At 73.4% G+C, this 2045-nt stretch carries 2 protein-coding genes and 1 pseudogene; 1 reads left to right on the plus strand and 2 read right to left on the minus strand.

From position 1 onward, the window contains the following. Positions 1–114: 114 nt before the first annotated feature. Positions 115–336 (minus strand): annotated as a pseudogene (locus tag JNW91_RS31140) (helix-turn-helix domain-containing protein); the annotation flags it as partial. Between the two features lie 203 nt (positions 337–539). Between JNW91_RS31140 and JNW91_RS31145 the strand changes: the two are divergent. Next, positions 540–1049: a DUF6912 family protein gene (locus JNW91_RS31145; RefSeq protein WP_203179023.1), complete on the plus strand. Its 510-nt coding sequence runs from the start codon at positions 540–542 to the stop codon at positions 1047–1049. Positions 1050–1061: 12 nt separating this feature from the next. On the opposite strand, the gene JNW91_RS31150 is transcribed toward JNW91_RS31145, so the two are convergent. Next, the coding region (locus JNW91_RS31150; RefSeq protein ID WP_238426031.1) for a hypothetical protein at positions 1062–2045 on the minus strand (984 nt) is incomplete at its 5' end.

The following is a 2045-nucleotide window of genomic DNA, read 5'->3' on the forward strand; positions in this document are numbered from 1 at the left end:
GGATCCGGCGGCCATGAACAGCAGCGCCGCCCCAGTGGTGGCATCTGCCGCATCACCAGACCACCGCGGACGTCGAACGAGATGTCCAGGCTGGAGGCGGTACGCGGCGGACATCGGGTCGGCGTCGACGAGGGGGTTGCTCTGCACCCAGTCGGCGGTCTCGTCGTACTTGCGCGCTATGTACTCCTCCAGCCGGGCGCGCTCGACGCGCCACTGACCGCGCCCACCGATCTTGATTGCCGGCAACTCTCCGCTGCGCACCATGTGGTAGACCTGCGAGTCCGACACGTTGAGCTCGGCGGCGACGTCGGACAGCAGCAGGAACCTGGGCTCCACGGAAACTCCCGGGGTTGGTGTCGTTTGGCTCAGTTTGCCACCGACAGCACGGACCGCCCAGCACCGGGAGGACCAGCGATGGCGGACACACCGGCGGGGAACTTCCGCCGACCGGAGGTGCGGTGTATGACGGTCACGGCGTGCGGCATGATCTGCGCCCGTGCCGGCGGCCGCCGGTGGAGGACCGAGCGGGGAGACAACCGGTGAACCAGGAGCTTGTCCGGGTGTACGTTCCGGCGACCGTACCGATGCTGGCCCGACTGCGTGAGCAGGGCCTGAGCGGCGACCAGGCGCACGCCGTGACCCCGGCGCTGCGCGAGTGGTACGCCGAGGGCGACGAAGAGGAGCTGGAGTACGTCGCGTTCACCCGGGCCGCCCAGGACGCGCTGCACCTGCTCCGGGCCGACCCGGGCGCGCCCCGCCGCCGGGTCGTCGTCTCGGCCGACCTGCCGCCGTCCGCGATCGGGCGGGGTGACGGCGAGCTGGGATCCAGCGCGGTGACGTTGGCCGACGTCGTACCGGTCGCTGCCGTGGCGGCGATCCACGTGGACGGCGCGGACGCCGTCGAGGAGGTCGGCGCGGCGGCCGACGTGGTGGCCGAAGCGGCCGCTGGTGACCCGGACGCCCAGTTCACCGTCGACGGCGCAGAGGACCACGAGCTGGAGTGGTACGACGTGACGGAGCTTGATCAGTTGCTGCGCGCGGCCGGCTGAGCCGGCCCGAGGTCAGCGGGCCGGGTCCGTTTCGACGGCGTCGGTCGGGTCGCCCGCGGCGGTGCGGGAGTCGTCGGTCGGGGCGGGTTCGTCGTCGTCGGTGTGCGCCGGTCCGAGGGTGCGTCCGAAGGCGATGAGCGCGGTCAGCGCGCCCACGAAGAGCACCCAGATGCCGTTGTCGACCCGCGAGGTGCCCAGCGAGGTCTGCGCCACCGCGTCCGCCTCGCTGAGCGCGCTGGCCAGGTCGAGCAGCGAGCCGCCGCCGATCCGGATGATCACCTCGGCGACCAGCAGGAGCAGCCCCGGCCCGGCGCCGGCGAGCAGGTACGCCGGCCAGCGCAGCACGGGCGTCGCGGGATCGTGGCGGACCGCCCGGCGGCGTGCCCAGCTCAGGTAGCCGAAGGCGAGCAGCCCGGCGAGCAGGCCGGCGACGAGCGATTCGGTACGCGACACCCACTTCGCCGCGTCGACCAGCGATTCCTGGCTGTCGCCGGCGCCGAAGAGGTCGAACAGCGGGTCCCGGGCCTGGCTGAACGTCACCACGAAGAGCAGGGTGCCCAGCGCGGCGGTCACCACCGCGCCGACCGTCGGAGCCGAGCGCGCGCCGGCGATCGCACCACCGATGATCGCGGCGGCGGCGGTGGTGCCGGCGATCACGTTGGTGGTGGAGGTGTCGAAGTAGGTGAGGTTGATCGCCAGCGCGGCGGCCAGCCCGACCACCATCCCGGCGCTGATCGCCCCGACGAAGCGCAGGGTGATCCCGTCGCCGTAGCGGCGGGCCAGCAGGTTGCCGCCGGCCAGCGCCACGGCCGCCCCGGCCACCAGCGCGGCCGAGATCACGCCGGGCAGGGCGAACGCGGAGAGGCTGATCGCGGTGATCCCGGCCGCGGCCGAGGTGATGGCCTCCCGCGTCGACCAGAGCATGGCGGCCAGCCAGCCCAGCGCCAGCAGCGCGAGCACCGCCGCGCCGGGGGCGGGTACCGGCCGGACGTCGGG

Origin of the sequence: Micromonospora parastrephiae, assembly GCF_016802865.1 — a bacterium.
GTDB classification, from domain to species: domain Bacteria; phylum Actinomycetota; class Actinomycetes; order Mycobacteriales; family Micromonosporaceae; genus Micromonospora; species Micromonospora parastrephiae.